General features: G+C 36.7%; 16 protein-coding genes and 1 riboswitch. Of the genes, 2 read left to right on the forward strand and 14 right to left on the reverse strand.

Translation table 11 applies throughout. From position 1 onward, the window contains the following. Together tnpA and KQI76_RS05995 are read right to left on the reverse strand one after the other, a co-directional pair. On the reverse strand, positions 1–305 hold a 305-nt coding region (tnpA, locus tag KQI76_RS05990; RefSeq protein ID WP_216399411.1), incomplete at its 3' end, for an IS200/IS605 family transposase. 193 nt (positions 306–498) lie between these two features. Further along, positions 499–801, reverse strand: coding sequence for a hypothetical protein (locus KQI76_RS05995; protein ID WP_216399412.1), 303 nt, complete (start codon positions 799–801; stop codon positions 499–501). A gap of 404 nt (positions 802–1,205) precedes the next feature. Here KQI76_RS05995 and trhO point away from each other — a divergent pair, with 404 nt between their 5' ends. Next, positions 1,206–2,174 carry an oxygen-dependent tRNA uridine(34) hydroxylase TrhO gene (trhO, locus tag KQI76_RS06000; RefSeq protein WP_216399413.1) on the forward strand — a complete coding sequence of 323 codons (969 nt, stop codon included), beginning with the start codon at positions 1,206–1,208 and terminating at the stop codon, positions 2,172–2,174. A gap of 286 nt (positions 2,175–2,460) precedes the next feature. Here trhO and murB read toward each other — a convergent pair whose 3' ends face one another. The 4 genes from murB to argF all read right to left on the reverse strand — a co-directional run bounded on the left by murB (position 2,461) and on the right by argF (position 7,922). Then, positions 2,461–3,387 carry a UDP-N-acetylmuramate dehydrogenase gene (murB, locus tag KQI76_RS06005; protein WP_216399414.1) on the reverse strand — a complete coding sequence of 309 codons (927 nt, stop codon included), beginning with the start codon at positions 3,385–3,387 and terminating at the stop codon, positions 2,461–2,463. Positions 3,388–3,560: 173 nt separating this feature from the next. Continuing rightward, positions 3,561–4,814 carry an L-rhamnose isomerase gene (gene rhaA / locus KQI76_RS06010; protein ID WP_216399415.1) on the reverse strand — a complete coding sequence of 418 codons (1,254 nt, stop codon included), beginning with the start codon at positions 4,812–4,814 and terminating at the stop codon, positions 3,561–3,563. A gap of 3 nt (positions 4,815–4,817) precedes the next feature. Then, the gene (gene rhaB, locus KQI76_RS06015) at positions 4,818–6,227 is read right to left on the reverse strand and encodes a rhamnulokinase (protein ID WP_216399416.1); all 1,410 of its coding nucleotides are present in this window, start codon (positions 6,225–6,227) and stop codon (positions 4,818–4,820) included. Positions 6,228–6,971: 744 nt separating this feature from the next. Beyond that, positions 6,972–7,922, reverse strand: a complete 951-nt coding sequence (gene argF / locus KQI76_RS06020) for an ornithine carbamoyltransferase (protein WP_216399417.1) — start codon at positions 7,920–7,922, stop codon at positions 6,972–6,974. Positions 7,923–8,174: 252 nt separating this feature from the next. On the opposite strand from argF, the gene KQI76_RS06025 reads away from it, so the two are divergent. Further along, a complete protein-coding gene (locus KQI76_RS06025) occupies positions 8,175–9,068 on the forward strand; it encodes a DUF4349 domain-containing protein (RefSeq protein ID WP_216399418.1) in 894 nt (297 codons plus the stop codon). 238 nt (positions 9,069–9,306) lie between these two features. Here the strand turns inward: KQI76_RS06025 and ddlA are convergent, their stop codons facing one another. The 8 genes from ddlA to KQI76_RS06065 all read right to left on the reverse strand — a co-directional run bounded on the left by ddlA (position 9,307) and on the right by KQI76_RS06065 (position 16,268). Beyond that, a complete protein-coding gene (gene ddlA / locus KQI76_RS06030; protein ID WP_216399419.1) occupies positions 9,307–10,407 on the reverse strand; it encodes a D-alanine--D-alanine ligase in 1,101 nt (366 codons plus the stop codon). 20 nt (positions 10,408–10,427) lie between these two features. Continuing rightward, positions 10,428–10,856 carry a DUF4064 domain-containing protein gene (locus KQI76_RS06035; RefSeq protein ID WP_216399420.1) on the reverse strand — a complete coding sequence of 143 codons (429 nt, stop codon included), beginning with the start codon at positions 10,854–10,856 and terminating at the stop codon, positions 10,428–10,430. A gap of 886 nt (positions 10,857–11,742) precedes the next feature. Then, positions 11,743–12,264, reverse strand: a complete 522-nt coding sequence (locus KQI76_RS06040) for a type 1 glutamine amidotransferase domain-containing protein (RefSeq protein WP_216399421.1) — start codon at positions 12,262–12,264, stop codon at positions 11,743–11,745. A gap of 53 nt (positions 12,265–12,317) precedes the next feature. Next, entirely contained in the window at positions 12,318–12,965 is a 648-nt protein-coding gene (gene thiE / locus KQI76_RS06045) for a thiamine phosphate synthase (RefSeq protein ID WP_216399422.1), read from the reverse strand. Next, positions 12,965–13,771 (reverse strand): hydroxyethylthiazole kinase, encoded by an 807-nt coding sequence (thiM, locus tag KQI76_RS06050; RefSeq protein WP_216399423.1) that lies wholly within the window; start codon positions 13,769–13,771, stop codon positions 12,965–12,967. Before thiM ends, thiE begins: the two co-directional genes overlap by 1 nt. Then, positions 13,752–14,594 carry a bifunctional hydroxymethylpyrimidine kinase/phosphomethylpyrimidine kinase gene (thiD, locus tag KQI76_RS06055; protein WP_216399424.1) on the reverse strand — a complete coding sequence of 281 codons (843 nt, stop codon included), beginning with the start codon at positions 14,592–14,594 and terminating at the stop codon, positions 13,752–13,754. Before thiD ends, thiM begins: the two co-directional genes overlap by 20 nt. A gap of 271 nt (positions 14,595–14,865) precedes the next feature. After that, a riboswitch (TPP riboswitch) is annotated at positions 14,866–14,968 on the reverse strand. 69 nt (positions 14,969–15,037) lie between these two features. After that, positions 15,038–15,565: a signal peptidase I gene (lepB, locus tag KQI76_RS06060; RefSeq protein WP_216399425.1), complete on the reverse strand. Its 528-nt coding sequence runs from the start codon at positions 15,563–15,565 to the stop codon at positions 15,038–15,040. 253 nt (positions 15,566–15,818) lie between these two features. Further along, positions 15,819–16,268: a flavodoxin gene (locus KQI76_RS06065; protein ID WP_216399426.1), complete on the reverse strand. Its 450-nt coding sequence runs from the start codon at positions 16,266–16,268 to the stop codon at positions 15,819–15,821. Between the last annotated feature and the right edge of the window lie 117 nt (positions 16,269–16,385).

The following is a 16,385-nucleotide window of genomic DNA, read 5'->3' on the forward strand; positions in this document are numbered from 1 at the left end:
TCTTTCCATAGTTTTTTTCTAATATGCGGAAAGTCTCTCTTTATCAATCGAGAACTTGCACTCTTATAAGCGTTAATGAACTTTGATAATTCAGAGTTAGGATGTGCTTTGAATAAGATATGGATATGATCTTTATCGTGATTCCATTCCACTAAAGAAATATTGTATTTACTTCCAATCTCAGCGAACATATCTTTTGCAAAATCAGATATTTTATTATCAAATACTTGTCTGCGATATTTTACAACCAGCACAAGATGATAGTGCAATGAGAACACTGAATGATTATTGTTATCTAATTTCATTGGTATATCAGTCCTTTATCCAGATAATACTGATTGTATCACAAGCTTTGGCTAAAGCCAACCGAAATTCATCTCCCATCTACTCATTGGGCTATCGCCCTTCTCATTCCTTGAGGATGGGAGACTTCTTTCGGAAATCCGTTAAAATGCCTTAATTCTCACCTCATATCGTCCTTCCTTCTATTCATAATAACTATTTTCTTTTAAGTTGATCTGCGTAATTTGACACAACAAAAGCAAGATCATAATTCTCATATAACTGTAACACTTCCAATAACAATGAAGTATCGATTTGTGCTGTCTCCTTTAACTCAGGATATTTATTATTGATCTCTAGTAATTTGGTTGAAACAAGCTGATTGGGATAAGCCTCTTGGTAGAGAGCAATCGCATCGAGATCATGATTAAAACACCACTGTGTAAACAATAAAATCATTTGGTCCTCTCCAGCCTGATATTGTTCAATCAAAAATTGTTCACGTTCTTTTTGATCCATAGATAATCACTTCCTTCCGTTAAAATATAACGATTCCTAAATAAGATTGCAAGTGTTGTTATAAAGTGAAACTCCAATCGGTGGGGGTCCTACAGGACGTAGGTCATGCAGACGTTACCACAGGACGTGGTGGGTTTAGTCTGCCTTCCCCTATCCCCACTGATTGGTAATTGAACCAATCGGGCCGCTACTGTCAGTTGATCTCACACTTAAAATTCCCAATTTCTGTATAATTCCAAAAGTGAGAGATTTACTGACAGTTGCACTGCGATAAAATGGTTATTACTTAATAAACCAAATGGTTGAAAAACAACTTTGCAAGTTTTATAATAATTAAATGCAAGAGACTCATGATTACACCTAAATCCGTATCTTGCAAATACGAAAAAATGGGTGGTTACCAAATGAAACAATATCAAGTGTTGTTGTACTACAACTATGTCAAAATGACAGATCCTGAAGCTTATGCAAAAGAACACAAAGCATTTTGTGAAGAGCTAGGCTTGAAAGGGCGCATTTTAATTGCTGAAGAAGGAATCAACGGGACAGTATCAGGAACGATTGAAGCAACTCAATCTTATATGGACGCAATGCATGCAGATCCACGCTTCAGCAATATGCCTTTCAAGATTGATCAAGCTGAGCAACATGCCTTTAAAAAGTTAAAGGTTAAACCTCGTAAAGAGTTAGTCACATTAAGATTGGGTGAAGAGGATATTAACCCTCTCGAAATCACTGGAAACTATCTAGAACCAGATGAATTTTATCAAGCGATGCAAGAGGAAAACACTGTCGTCATCGATGCTCGTAATGATTATGAATATGACCTCGGCCATTTTCGTGGAGCCATTCGACCGGACATTAAAACATTTCGCGAACTACCAGACTGGGTTGAAGAAAACAAAGAACAGTTTTCTAATAAAAGGATTTTAACTTATTGTACTGGTGGGATTCGCTGTGAAAAATTCTCAGGTTGGTTATTAGAAAAAGGCTTCGAGGATGTTCACCAGCTCCATGGTGGGATTGCTACCTATGCCAAGGATCCAAAAGTACGCGGTCAACTTTGGGATGGGAAAATGTATGTTTTCGATGAACGGATAAGTGTACCTATTAATCAAGTAGAACATGTCGTTGTTGGAAGGGATTACTTTGATGGCAAGCCATGTGAACGATATATTAACTGCGCGAATCCATTTTGCAACAAACAAATTATTTGTTCTGAAGAGAATGAAGCTAAATATTTAGGCGGCTGTACAGATGAGTGTCGAACACATCCAAATAATCGCTATATTGAAGAACATCAATTAACACCAGAAGAGGTAGAAAACCGCCTGAAAGCTATTGCTGCAGAAGAGGAAAAGGAAACCATTTAATATTAAATGAGCAACTTATAACAAATGCAACCCTATCTAACCTCTTTGCAGAAAAAACAAATAATGCAAATGGGAGAAAAAGAGGCTGGTAGAAAACCTTGCTAAAATAAAAAGAGAATTCAGTAGATGATAAGCCCCCTGTCTACTTGACAGGAGCAGTTCAAGATACTGGATTCCTTTTGAGATCATTTAAATAGATTCATTTAAATAAAAATGCTGCTATTTACGACGGAACTGTAAATAACAGCATTTTTTTCTTAGTAAGATGAGCTATGTCCTAGCTTTTTTAATTATCTTCCCCAATAATTCGTACTTCTCGTTCAAGCTCAACACCATACTTTTCTTTTACCTTTGCTTGAACCATTTCGATCACGGCAATATATTCTGCGGCTGTTGCATGATTTTTATTAACAATAAAACCAGCATGCTTTGTTGACACTTCCGCTCCACCGATTCCCTTTCCTTGTAGACCGCTATCTTGAATCAGTTTGCCAGCGAAATATCCAGGTGGCCGTTTAAAGACACTTCCACATGAGGGATATTCTAGCGGTTGTTTTGATTCACGTTGTTCTGTTAAAATATCCATCTGTTGTTTTATCTTTGCTTGATCAGCTTTCTTTAAATTAAAATGAGCTTCAATGACTATGTAATCATTTTTTGCAATATTACTCGTTCGATAAGCTAAGTCAAGTTGCTCAACAGTTAATGTAAGTAAATTACCCGACCGATCAATGACAACTGCACGGGCTAAACAATCCTTAATTTCTCCCCCATAGGCACCAGCATTCATATAGAGAGCACCGCCAACAGTTCCTGGTATACCACAAGCAAATTCTAATCCAGAAAGCGATTGTTCCAAAGCATAATATGAGGTATCGATAATACTTGCTCCACCTTGAGCAATAACCATTTCACCTTGATGGCAAATGGTTTGTAGTTTTTCCAAATTCAGAACAATACCACGAATTCCACCATCACGAACGATTAAATTTGAACCATTTCCTAATAACGTAAAAGGGATATCCTCTTCCTTAGCTAAATGAACAAGCGCTTGGATCTGTTCAACTGACTCTGGTGTGACAAAAAAGTCAGCGACTCCACCTAGTTTGGTATACGTATGATTTTTAATCTGTTCATCTATTAAGAGATTTCCTGCACCAACAATATCTAGTATGGCTTCTTTAAAAGAATGACTTCGGGTCACTTCTATCATATCCTTTAACCTATTATTGCAAATTCATATTTGCACAATCTCAATTATAGCAGGGATAGTATTAATTCGCCAATAGCAATTCAGCACTGTTTTTGTCAAATTAGCCTTTCATTAAAAATTAGATTAGAACAAGCCTGCCATCACTTGGATAACAGGCTTTTTAACATCGATACTTATCGTTTCAATAACTCTACTTGTTCGTATTCACGGACCTCATCCAACCAATCCATTCCTACTGGAACATTCATTTCCTGACAGTAATAATCCCAGATGTAGCCAAATGGATAGGTTTTAAATTCCTCTAAAACAGCTAAACGATCGGTAAAATTACCTTGCTCTTGATAAGTCTTTAATTGTTCATTTGGCATTAATAATGCATAAAGCAGTGATTTGATCATATTGCGGGTTCCAATCGTCCAGGCTGCGATTCGATTTATACTGGCATCAAAGAAGTCCAGTCCAATCATCACTTTATCTAAAGCATCATTTCGGACAATTTCAAGACCAATTTCTTTTAACTCATCATCAAGCGTAATCACATGATCGCTATCCCAGCGCACAGGTCTTGATACATGAAGAGCTACCTTATCACTAAATAATAAGAGCGAAGAAAGCTTATTTGATACGACTTCGGTTGGGTGATAATGTCCTGAATCAAGTAAACAAAGTTTATTATTTTTCAGTGCATAACTGAGGTAGAATTCATGTGAACCAACGACATATGATTCCGAGCCAATCCCAAACAACTTACTTTCAACAGCATCCAGATTGTAACGTTCATCGATTTCGTCAGCATAAATTTCATCTAATGATTCTTTCAAGCGACGTCTTGGTGTTAGTCGGTCAGATGGGATATCCTTATAACCATCCGGAACCCAAATATTCGTTAAAGTTGGCGAGCCTAATTCCTTACCAATATATTCCGCAATTCGACGACTTGCCTTCCCATGTCTGATCCAAAAATCACGAATATCTTTATCTGGATGCGATAAGGTTAAACCATCCTCAGCTTTTGGATGTGAAAAGAAGGTTGGATTAAAATCAAGGCCCAGATCATGACTTTTCGCCCAATCAATCCATTTTTGAAAATGCTTCGGTTCTAATTGATCACGGTCAACCTTTTCACCCTCTGTCTCTGCGTAAATCGCATGTAGATTAATACGATGTTTTCCAGGGATTAATGTTAATGCTTTTTCGAGATCGCTTCTTAACTGTTCCGGTGTTGTCGCCTTACCAGGATAATTCCCTGTTACATCAATGCCACCAGATAAGGCTTGTTGTTCTACTTCAAATCCACCGATATCATCACCTTGCCAGCAATGAATTGAGATAGGGACTCTTTTTAATTTTTCCAAAGCCGCTTCTACATCAATTCCCCATTTTTCATACTGTTTTTTTGCAATTAAATAATTTTGTTCAATTGACATTGCCTAATTCCTCCTTGGATAAAACGTTTTAATTGGAAATGAGTCTCTAATTAATTGCCTTGCCTCAGCTAAATGAGTAAGTTGGTTACTTTCCAACAACTGAATGACAATATTCCCTAGCGCTGTTGCCTCAACGGGACCTGCTTGGACGATTTTACCACTATAATCTGCTAACAATTGATTTAATCGTTCATTTTGACAACCACCACCAATAATGTTGATATGGTTATATTCTTTTCCTGTTAAATCTTCTATTTCGACAACTGTTTGTTGGTAACTCTTCGCTAAACTGATAAAGATGGTTTGGGCAATTTCGCCCGGAGTTTCTGGAACAGGCTGGCTTTTTTCCCGACAATAATCTTTTATCGCTTCGATCATATGGTTAGGCTTTAAAAAACGCGAATCATTAACATCAATTATGCTATGAAAGGATTCAGCCTCCCTGGCTAACTTAACAAAATCAGAGAAACCATACTGATTTTGATAAAGCCGCTTAACTTCTTGAATCATCCATAAACCCATAATGTTTTTTAAAAAACGATAGCGATAATCAACTCCACCTTCATTAGTAAAATTATAAGCAAGTGCCTGTTCTGTAGCGATTGCTTGTTTATTTTCTATCCCCATCAGTGACCATGTACCTGAACTCAAATAAATCGTTTCTTTTTGTTCGGGTACTGCAATAACGGCGGATGCCGTATCATGTGTTGCAGATAAGATGACATCGAATGCTACACCAAACTCTTCAACTAAGCTACTTTTAACCGGACCTAACGAATGTTTTGGGAGTTGAATCGTTTGAAAAATTTCTTTAGGAAAGCCTAATTTTTCAATCAATGCATGATCCCAATTATTTGTTTCTAAATGAATCAATTGAGTTGATGTTGCATTCGTATACTCATTCACCTTTTTACCCGTCAATAAAAAATTTAAATAGTCTGGAATCATTAGAAATGTCTTTGCTTGAGCTAAAACTTCCGGTTGCTCATTTTGTAGTGCTTTCAACTGGTATATCGTATTAAAAGGCTGGAATTGGATCCCTGTTCGCTCATAAATCTCTTCTTTATTAACGATTTGAAATACTTCTTCCATCACTCCATCTGTCCGATCATCACGATAAGCAACAGCATCTGTCAATAATCGATCATGCTCATCTAACAGAACAAAATCAACAGCCCATGTATCAATCGCTAAACTTGTCGGTTGATATTCATGCTTAATCGCTGTTTTAATTCCTCGCTTAATCGATTGAAACAAATAATCAATATCCCAACATAAATGGCCATTCTTTTCAATCATTTGATTGTCAAAACGATATATTTCCACTAAATTCAGTCTATCTTTTTGAATATATCCTGCCATCACTCTTCCACTTGATGCCCCAATATCAACTGCTAGGTGACACTTTTGCATATAGACACCTCCTGTTTGAAAACGTTATCTACATTAAAGTATAAGCTTTTGCTTTATATATTTTAATAACGTAACTTGCCTTGTAACTGTCCTTATTTGCCTGTGATTCGGTACATAGATTTGGCAAATACCAAATAGATAGGTAATCTTTTATGCTTAATTACTGTGATACTTTGGTGCCATTATGCTAAAAAAAATCAATCTTAGAATAATTAGTCTTTCAATTGGACACTTAGGAAAAACAGTTTCTGATGGCGTTCAGTGACTTTAAACACTTGCTTTATAAAGTCGCCTTTCCCAGATTTAAGAAAGATAACAGTTACACATTTGATTCGAATGAAATTAAACTGTTTATGATTATAGGTATATAACTTATTTTGAGGAAAGTGACTCAAGAAGAAATTTAGATCGCTGTTAAAAGAGCAAATACCAATCGATTTATCGCAGTGCAACTATCAGTAAGATTTCCAATTCAAGCATTTGAGGGAAACTAAGAAGTATAAATGGGAGATTAACTGACGGTGAGGTCCTGATTGGTACAAGGGCAGTTAGGTCATCCCCTTGTGTTACTAACAAATGTTTTCGATGGGACGAGTAAACGCAGTCCCAGTCTTAGTCAGTGGGGGATAGGGGGGAAGGAAGACTAAACGTACTAGGTCCTGTAGGCCCACCCCCTACTGATTAAAGTTTTACTTTGAAAAAATATACTTTTACAAATAAATTATAATTTAATAAGAGAGAAAGTTAATCTGTCATCAAGGCAACCATCAAGGCTTTTTGTGCATGAAGGCGGTTTTCAGCTTCTTGAAAAACAACAGAATGATGACCATCAATAATATCAGTTGAAACCTCTTCTCCACGATGTGCTGGCAAACAGTGCATAAATGTATAATCTGATTTTGCATGCTCGAGTAACTTTTGATTCACCTGATAAGCCGAAAACTCTTTTAAGCGCTTCTTCTGTTCACTTTCTTGCCCCATACTTGCCCAGACATCTGTATAAACCACATCTGCCTCATGAACTGCTTGAATCGGGTCCGTCGTTATTTCAATCACTGAACCAGTTTCCGTTGCAATTTCTTTCGCCTTCTCAATAATAGTGGTCTGTGGTAAATAAGACTCCGGGGAAGCAAGACTGAAATGAATACCCATTTTCGCTGCCCCAATCATTAAAGAATTCGCCATATTATTACCATCACCGATAAAGGCCAGTTTGAGTCCAGACAGTTTTCCTTTCACTTCTTCAATTGTCTGCAAATCTGCTAACACTTGACATGGGTGAAAGTCGTCAGTCAATCCATTAATAACAGGGATTGCGGCATTCTCAGCTAATGCTTCAACATCTGATTGATGAAAAGTCCGAATCATAATGCCATCTAAATAACTAGATAAAACTTTAGCTGTGTCTGAGATAGGCTCACCACGACCAAGTTGTAAATCATTTGTACTCAAAAACAACCCTGTTCCACCTAGTTGATAAATACCTGTTTCAAATGATACCCTTGTTCTCGTTGAAGATTTCTCAAAAATTAAGCCAAGTATTTTCCCTTTTAAAGGATGATAAAGCTTGCCGGATTTCTGTTTTGCCTTCAACTCTTTAGCTAATTGTAACAAATAGGTTATTTGATCTGTTGAATAATCAAGTAGCGTTAAAAAATCCTTCCCCTTCAGTTCTTCACTTATATTTTTGTCCATATTAACACCTCTTCTTTTTTTAAAATCTAGTCAACTCTGAAAACTGTTCGGAATTTTAATTCAAATTCAGTATTATTGTGTATTATTATGCAACATATAGAATATAAATGCAATAACTATTTATTTTTTCTTTTATTTCAATAATTATTTATCATTAATTAGCTTAGTACCCTTTTTATAAATATACATTGTAACCTTTCTTCTCGAAGAACGTCTGATTTAGTAATGATGCTTATAAAGGGGGGGACTATCTTGAAGAAAAGGTTATCCATTTTAATCTTATTGACTTTGGGATTATTATTTGGATGCAGCGGCCAGGATTCTAATAGTGACAGGTCTAGCTACGATACGGCTAGTGAAGAGGCACATTTTGAAGTTGAAATGGCTGATGAGGCTATTGTTGATCCATCGACCGAACAAGCTGAACAAAGTGCTCCAGATGCGGATCAACTCGATAAGGCAAATCGAAAGATTATTTATCAGGCCTATCTCGATTTGGAAGTGAAGCAATATCCAAATGTTATTCAAAATATTGAAGAAACAGTAACTGATATGGATGGTTATCTTGTTTCAAATCAGACAAGTCGCTTAGAAAATCAATTACACCAAGGAAATCTTGTACTACGAATTCCACAAGAAACGCTCGACTCATTCTTCAACTTTTTAGAAAACCATGATCAAATTTCAATCAACCAGCGCAATCTCACCGGTGAAGATGTGACCGATCAATATATTGATTTGGAGACACGTTTGAAAGCTCGTGAACAATTAGAAGAACGTCTTTTGAGTTTTATGGAAGAAGCTAAAACGACAAAAGACCTTTTAAGTATATCGAATGATTTAGCAGATGTTCAATATGAAATTGAGCAAATAAAAGGTCAAATGAATTATATTGAGAATCGCTCAGATCTTGCTACTGTAGAACTTCATCTTATCGAGCAAGAAGCGGAACTTGCCCATAATAAAAATTTAAACGTCTGGGCAAGAGTAAAAGAACAATGGTTAAATAATTATAATCATCTGTTGATTGGACTAAGTAATTTATTTGTTATTGTCGTTGGCAATATCCCCATTTTAATTCTTGTATGTATAGTCGGTTGGTTATTTTATCGGATATATCGCAAGCGGAAGCATAAAAGAACGTGACGGGAAATCAGCTAAAATGAAACTTCACTCAGTGGGTGTTTCCCCTCATTCCCCACTGAGTGTTTGTTGAAGAAGTCAACCTTTACTCACTGTTAACGGCATACCTATCTTCCTATTGAAATGCGTGGTTTACAGGTAGTTCATCTGAGCTAAAAGACATAATAAAAAAACCTTCAGTAATTAGTTAACCAAAAAAGAGCATTTCTTTAGTTCACTAAATTATTGAAGGCTTACTTATTTAATCAAATACAGCACTTTTCAACTGTTGCTTTCGTTCATGTCGCTCAAAAGCTAATTCAATCAAACGATCAATTAATTCAGAATATGATAATCCACTTATTGACCAAAGTCTTGGATACATACTAATTTTTGTGAAGCCCGGAATCGTATTGACTTCATTAACGATTAATGTTCCATCAGCTTTCATAAAGAAGTCAACCCGTGCCATTCCCTCACAATCAAGTGCCTTAAATACTCGTAATGCCTCATCTCTAATACTTTGTGTTTGTTGCTCTGTTAGATCGGCTGGAGCAGATAATATGGCACCAGATTCATTAATATATTTTGACTCATATGAATAAAAATCCGTCTGAGGTAAAATTTCGCCTGGTAAAGAGGCAACAGGATGATCATTACCTAGTACAGCACACTCAATTTCGCGCCCAACGATCGCCTCTTCAATTAGAACTTTATCATCATATAGAAAAGCCTCTTCTATAGCTTGATTAAATTCTATTTCAGTTCTAGCTTTATTCACACCAACTGATGATCCTTGATTAACTGGTTTAATAAAAATAGGAAGCCCTAGTTTGTCTGTAACCTTTTTAAAATCAATCTCTGATTTTTGATGAGCCTTGTAAACAAGGCCTTTCGCTACAGGAATACCAGCATCTCGTAAAATACGTTTAGCAAAATCTTTATCCATGCTTACAGCTGAGCCTAATAAATCAACACCAACAAACGGTAAATTCAAGGCACGTAAGAGTCCTTGCAAACTGCCATCCTCTCCTAATGTACCATGAATAACCGGGAAAATAACATCGATTTGCGGTAATGGCTTCTGTGTTGAGCGATTCATAATTTGAGCTTGATCTTTACCCGGTAAAACAATAATTTCTTCATCCGTTTGTCTCAATTTGATTTGCTTAGGATCATTTTCATTTAATAGGAAAGACCCTTCTTGATTAATCTGCCAACGCCCTTTTTTATCTACTCCGAGTAATATAATTTCATATTTGTCCCGATCAATGGCATCAACTATATTCTTGGCAGATTGTAAAGATACCTCATGCTCTGCTGATTTACCACCAAATATAATCCCAACTCTCTTTCTCTCCATCCTAATCCATCTCCTTCACCTTACGAACCCGGTTCATACTTGGGCTTTCTCAATAATGCCATCATTCCCACAATAACATAAAACAAGCTACCAAATAAAGCAATCCCAAATTGAAGAAAACCAATCAATATACCAACGATTAATAATAATATACCGGCTGGTTTTGGTCGCTTATTTCCTTTTAACATAAAGATCGCTAATATACCTGCGACTATAGATATTACCGCTAGAATAACAACCATTATTCCAAATGATTGGAAGTTCTCAATAAATTCAGGATATGTCGCCGCTTCACCATCGGGCAATTCCTCTAATAGTTGTTGATATAATGTCGTTGTTAACTGGTCATCATTTCGAGCTGCTATCATACTAGCACCTGATACACCAAAGAGTACAAATATAACAGCGCCAATAATAATGAGAGCAACTTCTATCTTTCTACTGATCATTAAGCTTTATGCCCCTTCCTTTCTTATCTAGTTAATATTCTAACATAAGGAGTTATTGACTGCCTATGTAAATGGTGAACAGATATCAAAATCTATCCATAAAGTGAAATTTCAATCAGTGGGGTTGGATCTACAGGACCTAGTACGTTTAGTCTTCTTCCCCCCTAGTCCCACTGGCTAGGACTGGGACTGGGACTGCGTTTACTCGTCCCATCGAAGTGACTTGCGGTTATTCGTCCCATTGAAGTAATTCGTCCCATCGAAAACATTTGTTACTACCATCAGAGGATGACCTAAAGGCCCCTGAACCAATCGGGACCTTACTGTCATTTGATCTCGCACTTACAATCCTTACTTTCCTTCAAATGCTTAAAGTGGGAGTCTTACTGACAGTTACGCTGTGGCAAAAATAATGCAATTATCCAGAAGTATTAGCATAATAAACAATATTTCAACTTATTTCCCGGGAAATCAGCAAGTTATTTTCTTGTTTTTTTGAACTATGTAGGGAATTTAGTAAATCTTCATTTGCTTGTAGATCGATTCCCTGAATGAGACAATTTTAAGAGCTCTAGTTATTCAATATCAAGAACAAGGAAGTAAGCCTAACTTAGACTTTTCATAAGCAATCTAGTCTTAACTGATCCTAGGTTCCTTTAATTAGTTAGGTGTCTAGCTTAGGGAGCATACAGATAGATAGGGGAAGGTAAATACTCAGTTATCTTCATTCTCTAATCCTATGTCAGCTAAAAGAAATTCATACATAAATTTTTTGACCAGCATTGTTTCTAAACATAGATAGGCCGATGTGAATCCCTCTATATCACCTGATTCACACCGGCCTTATCTTTCCTATTCATAAAATTAAATTTTTTCGTTTTTCAATCTATTGAACTAAGTGATCAGCGATTGCTTTAACATAGGTAGGTAAGTCGGCGGGTTTACGACTGGAGATAATATGTCCATCAATTACAACCTCCTGATCTACCCATTCCGCACCCGCATTCACAAGATCATCTTTAATTGCTGGTGTACTTGTTACCCTAACACCTTCCAGTACATCCGCCGAAACTAATACCCAACCAGCGTGGCAAATATGACCAATTATTTTTTGCTGTTGATTAAAATGACGAACAAACGCCAATACTTCATCATAGCGTCTTAACTTATCAGGGGCAAAGCCTCCAGGAATCAGTAAAGCATCATATTCGTCCACCTTTACCTCAGCAAAGCTCTGATCTGATTGAACAGGAATTCCATACTTCCCATGATAAGTTCGCTTAGATTCCTTTCCAGCAACAACAACTGTCGCACCTTCTTCTTTTAAACGTAAAATAGGATACATTAATTCTAAGTCTTCAAAAGTATCATCTACAACTGTCAATACCTTCTTATCTCTTAATCGCACAATTAGCCTCCTATAACAGTCGTTACAAGTACATTAACCAGAAAGTAAAATATTTAAACATTTTCAAGTGATTTAACTAGGGCATTTGTTGCCAGCATAGGGTTGTCTGCTGAACTAATAGCTGATATAACCGCAATACCATCTGCACCAGCAGTCTTAATAGCTGATACATGCTCAATGTCAATTCCACCAATCGCTACAATGGGGAGTTGAGGTACAGCTTTCCGAATCTCTGTTAGACCTGCTAGACCAATTGGCTGCTTAGCATCCTCTTTAGTCGTTGTCATACGAATAGGTCCAACACCAATATAATCAACGTCAAGTCGCTCCGCTTCAAGAGCCTCAGAAACCGATGTCACAGAAAGGCCAATCTTCATTTTAGATGATACCTTTTTTCTAATCACTTCAATCGCTTGATCTTCTTGACCTACATGAATACCATCCGCATCGATCTGAATTGCTAAATCTACATCATCATTAATGAAAAAAGGAACTTGGTATGCCCGACAAAGTTCTTGCATTTCCTGCGCTAACCTAATCTTTGCTAAACCTGTTTTTGCCCCGTCTCCTTTTTCCCGAAATTGAAAACATGTTATCCCACCTTGTAGTGCTTGTTCTAATACCATTAGGGGATCAGCCTGCCGTACATTTTGACTGCCTAGGATAAAGTAAACCTTTAAATGATCTCGATCAAATTTCATCATAAGCCTTCTCCCAGCTCGACTAAATTAAGCCGCTGTGAAACATCACTTATACTCGTTTCATCTAGTGCATCAAGAAAAGCAATTTGAAATTGACCTGGGAGATTGGTTATTTCTGCAGCTTTTTCAGCTGCAACAGTATAATAACTAACCGCCGCAGTAACAGCATTAATCGCAGATTCATTAACCGCTAAAAATGCAGCTGATACAGCCGATAGTAAACAACCTGTTCCAGTTACTTTCGTTAGTAAATCCGTACCATTTTTTACACAAATTATCCGTTCACCATCAGCTACATAATCTATTTCACCAGTCATTAGTAGTGGGGCACTTAATTTATCAATTGATCGTCTAATGATATTTAAATGATCTAACTTCTCAGTCGAATCCACACCACGCATAACCGTTTTCAAACCAGCTAAATGACTAATTTCAGCCGCATTTCCGCGAATTAAAGAAACCTCTACTTCTGACAAAATTCTGTTAGCACTTTTACTTCTAAATTGAGTTGCGCCAACTGCAACTGGATCTAAAACGACAGGAATCCCATGTTTATTGGCCGCTTCTCCCGCAATAAGCATCGACTCAAGTAATTCTTCTGTTAATGTCCCAATATTTAACACAAGTGCATCTGAATTGCAAACCATTTCCGCTACCTCTTGCCGATCAGATGCCATGATTGGTAAAGCACCAAGTGCATATAAACCATTAGCTGTAAAATTCATGACTACTTGATTTGTTATGTTGTGAATTAAAGGCTGCTTTTGTTTTACTTTTACAATGCTATCATAAATCGCCCGCTTCATTTCTTTTGCCTCCTTGATTAGGTAAACCAGCCAAACGGTAACCCCAATGATTAGTTGGACCATTTCCTTTGCCAAGTTCTAAGGAATGCCGAATTGCTGCAGAAATAAATGCTTTACCTATTTTCACCGCTTCTAGGGTAGATTTGCCCTTAGCCAATTCAGCAGTAATAACAGCTGAGAAAGTACAACCCGTTCCATGGGTGTGTTTTGTATCATATCGTTGTGATGTTAGATAATGAAATTGTTGACCATCATAAAATACATCAATCGCTTTTCCTTCAAGATGACCGCCTTTGACTACAACTGTTTTTGCACCAAGCTTATGAACAATATAATCAGCCGCATTCTCCATATCTGACAAACTTTTAATCTGTTGATCAACTAAAATTTCTGCTTCTGGTAAATTTGGTGTCACAATTGTTGCTAATGGGACTAATATTTGTTTGATCACTGCTTGTGAAGCTTCTTCCATCAACACATCACCACTTGTAGCAACCATCACCGGATCTAAGCAATAAGGAATATGGTGGTGCCTTTTAATATAGCTTGCAATGAGTTCCATCATATCAATTCTAGCAATCATACCTGTTTTGATTGCATCCGGTTCAATATCAGAAAACACAGATTTGAGTTGTTGCTCAATAAATGAGGTCGACATATTCTGTACTGCTTGAACACCCATTGTATTTTGGGCTACAACAGATGTTAATACACTCATCCCATACACCTCTCGCTCTTGAAAGGTCTTTAAATCAGCTTGGATCCCTGCACCACCAGTTGGATCTGTTCCTGCAATTGTCAGTGCTTTTTTTACTTTAGTCATCATATTTCCTCCCGTTTTAATTAAATTAATCCTTATCTCCTTATCCCAAATGAATGTTAGATGAACGCATCAGACTATTACTGATTATTGATCCCCTATTTATAATCCTGATCGGTTTTTCAGTATCATTGATATGGAAATCTTATAGTTAGTTAATCTACAAAAAGTGGCTTTCTTTTAGATTGGGCCTTCAGTTAGATTTTTTACAGACTAAAAAGTGCAACAAAAAAACCGCCCAAAGGTAGGAGCGGTTCGCTTAATCAATGATAACTCAAGCATAGCTCCACTTTCCTACGTAGGTATTAACCAAATCAGGTTCAAAGGGACCAAAGGAATATCCTTTATCTCAGCAAAAAGCGCCCCTAGTGGAAAAAATTTTATTAAATTATTTGAACTGACTAATCATCTAAACACAAATGTTCTTTGTCTGTCAAATATAACGATCAATGCTTAATCACACCGATTGAATCCAACGGCCAGATTCTAAGGACAACTTCCCCAATAACAGACTCTTCTGTAATAACGCCAAAATCACGACTATCATAACTATATCTACGATTATCACCTAAAACAAAATAAGTCCCCTCTGGAACCTCCTCATAACCGTGCCACTTCTCTAGGTCAAAATAATCTATCACTACCTCTCCTTCCTGCAAATTGGTCAAATAAAATTCCTCATAAACTTCACCATTAATATATAATACGTCATTATTAATCTCTATTCGATCGCCAGGCATACCTATCACTCGTTTAACATAATTATCGTGACCATTTGGGGCGACGAATGCGATCTCATCGAATCGGTCAATTGAACTTACTTTGCTAATAATAATCCGATCACCATCATATAAGTTCGGCTGCATTGAATCCCCTTTGACAATAGAAGGAGTAATTATAAATTTTCTAACAACGAATACGATAATTAAAGCAATTACTAACGCTTTAAGCCATGAAATTAATTCCTTGAGCATCTATGCCATCCTCTTTTTCTATTGTTTTATCGCAGTGCAACTTTCAGTAGACTCTCACTGATTGAAGTTTCACTTAATTTCTATTATATGCCTTTTTTAAGTTAAAAGCTATTATCGTTTCATTTCAATTTTAAAAAATGGATTTAACTAATCCTCTACCATGTCCTTAATGCGTCAATAATTGATTTATTTACTAAAAGCGATCCCTTCGATAGGTTAATTTTAAAAGCGCAATGTTCTTCTTCATTGCGCTTTATTTCTTCACCTTTGTTACAAATATTTGAGTAAATTGTTGGATTCTTTCAGTGTCTTCGGGCCCTGGTGCTAATTCTATCTTAAGCAACGGTTCAACGACATCAGCACCAACCGCTTTAAACTGTTGCGCCATTGTTTCAATTGCCGCCCCATATGATGGGTAGTATGAATCGCAGGATCCAAACAAGCCAACAACCTTTCCTGTTAAATCTTCATCTGCTAGATCATCATAAAAGTCCTCTACTTCAAAGGGTAGATCACCATCACCCCAAGTATATGTTCCAAATAAAATAGCATCATAATCTTTTAGATCTAGTGCCATAATATCATCAAATTCGATATGAAATGTTTTAACATCCAGAGCTAACTTTTCAACCTGATCACTAATTATTTTAGCAATCTCCTCCGTATTCCCAGTCATGCTTGCATAAATTAATGCAACCTCCATAAAATCACCTCTTGAATCTATATTAATTGATAATGATTTTCAGTGTCAAGAGCTCAAGTTTTTATTCGTTAAAAAAATCCGGTGAAGCTAACACTCCACCGAATTATTTACCATCTA

This window comes from Amphibacillus sp. MSJ-3 (genome assembly GCF_018919165.1).
Taxonomy (GTDB): Bacteria; Bacillota; Bacilli; order Bacillales; family Amphibacillaceae; genus Amphibacillus.